This window comes from Wolbachia endosymbiont of Madathamugadia hiepei (genome assembly GCF_013366855.1).
Classification (GTDB): domain Bacteria; phylum Pseudomonadota; class Alphaproteobacteria; order Rickettsiales; family Anaplasmataceae; genus Wolbachia.
The window spans coordinates 1-2,275 of record NZ_WQMP01000153.1 but is presented as its reverse complement, the minus strand read 5'-3'; the positions used below and the strand labels follow the sequence as shown (position 1 = coordinate 2,275).

At 36.1% G+C, this 2,275-nt stretch carries 2 protein-coding genes; both read left to right on the top strand.

Features of this window, described 5'->3' with window-relative positions:
• The first annotated feature begins 346 nt into the window (after window positions 1-346).
• The gene (locus GO685_RS04860; protein WP_175937814.1) at window positions 347-1,453 is read left to right on the top strand and encodes a serine hydrolase; all 1,107 of its coding nucleotides are present in this window, start codon (window positions 347-349) and stop codon (window positions 1,451-1,453) included.
• Between the two features lie 538 nt (window positions 1,454-1,991).
• Window positions 1,992-2,275, top strand: a 284-nt coding sequence (locus GO685_RS04855; RefSeq protein WP_343033219.1) for a transposase, incomplete at its 3' end; no start/stop codon positions are given.

Sequence of the window (2,275 nt, the reverse complement as noted above, 5' to 3'; positions counted from 1 at the left end):
ACGTTCTATACTGTCTTAAACGACTTATAAGCGCGTTTCAGCTTGAAAACCAGAAGTTTTAAAAAGACGTGAGGTGCACATAGTGCAAAAATTTAAACATGAGACGCCAAATACACTAAGTTTTTTGTCATTAACCTGCACAGATTGCGAAGATAAACAAATAGTTTCAGTATCATTATAAGGGGGTTGAAAGAATTTGTCAAGTAGTTTTTTTGACTCTGTTTCTATGCCGGTGTTAGCTACAAAGTAGGCTACCGTTTTTTATGCAAATGCAAGAGATCTATTGAAATACCCCTGCAAAACTATACTATTGATTAGTGCACTATAAATTTTTGAAACTATGGATATATTAGGCAAACTGGTAATCTTACTATCAGTTTTTTTACTCTCTTTTCCTTCATATTCATATCAATTTAGAACCAAAGCAAACCAAGCAGTAGTCTTAGATTTAGCCTCAGATTCGTTCATCTTTGAGCATAATTCCGATGAAAAAATGGCCCCATCTTCAATGAGTAAGTTGATGACTTTATACGTGGCCTTCGATTACCTAAAAGCTGGAATAATCAACATGGAAGATAAGTTTCGAGTAAGTAGAAAAGCGTGGGAAAGGAAAGGCTCTTCCATGTTTTTGAGGGAAGGTCAATCTGTTACGGTGAAAGAACTACTCGAAGGAATTGTAATAGTTTCAGGTAATGATGCTTGCATCACGCTAGCTGAGGGCATTGCAGGGTCAGAAGAGAATTTCGTAATGGAAATGAATGAAGTTGCGCATAACCTGAATCTAAACAACAGTCATTTTGTCAATTCAAGCGGGTGGCCGGATGAAAATCATTTCATGAGCGCAAAAGATCTGGCAATATTGGCGAAGAGGATTTTCACTGATTTCCCCGAGTATTACGATTTATTTTCTGAGCAATATTTTACATATAATGACATTTTACAAAAAAATAAAAATCTTCTACTTTTTCACGATATCGGAGTTGATGGCCTAAAAACCGGCTATACAAACGCTGGCGGTTACGGAATTGTAGTATCTGCAAAACGGAACGACAGGAGAATTTTCGCCGTTGTAAATGGGCTGAGTACTGAAAGAGAGCGAATAGAAGAAGCAAAAAGACTGATACAGTATTCCTTAAATCATTTTAGCACTAGGAAAATATTCGCTAAGGACGATGTAGTTGAGGAAATAAATGTTCTATACGGAAAAGACAGAAAAGTGCCCATCACAGTTGCAAACGACGTTACTATAACCTATAGCCGCAACTTGCATGATAAAATTAAGGTGCGTGTTGAATATAAAGATATGATACCTGCACCAATTAAAAAAGGGCAAGAAGTAGGCAAAGTTCTTATAGAAATACCGGGTATTGAGCAGCAAACAGCACCACTTTACGCAGTAAACGACGTACAGGAATTAAATTACATAGAAAAGTTTTTCAGGATGTTATTTTGAAGCTTAAATGGCGCATTATACCAAAAAATGAGGCATATGCAAAGAAGGTGATACTAACAATGAGAAAGCAAGAGAAAGGAAAACAACAAAGAGGACTAGTCCCTGCCCTACTGTACACAGAAAGTTATAACTTCACCCAATAGAAACAAAAAAACTACTTGACAATCTTCACCAACCCCCTTATAATGATACTGAAACTATTTATTTATCTTCGCAATCTGTGTAGGTTAATGACAAAAAACTTAGGGTATTTGGCGTCTCATGTTTAAATTTTTGCACTATGTGCACCTCATGTCTTTTTAAAACTTCTGGTTTTCAAGCTGAAACGCGCTTATAAGTCGTTTAAGACAGTATAGAACGTCAAATAGACAAGGGGGAATTTGAATACTAGTCTCTGTGAAAAAAGTTTATCATGAGAAAATAAGGAAAGATGTAGCAAAAACTGGTAGTTTAACTTAGCTAAAAATAGAGAAACTACCAAATGGCATATTATATAAAAGAAGGAAATTGAAAACAAGTTTTTAGTTTTTTGAAAAGCGTGAAAGGAATACACAGCAAGAGCAAAGAGAAATTGAGAATATTTGTGGAAACAGTGTGGTACATGGCCAAAAGTGGCTGCCAGTGTAGGCTTTTACCTAAAATATATGCCAATTACAGGGGTATACACAGGCGATTTAAAAGGTGGTGTGAAAAGAAAATTTGGGAAAAGTTGCTTAAATATACACAAGAGCCAGATTTGGAAGTGCACATAATTGACGGAACAATCGTGAGAGCTCATGCCTGTTCTGACGGATATAAGAAAAACTCTGCGAATCAAGAAGT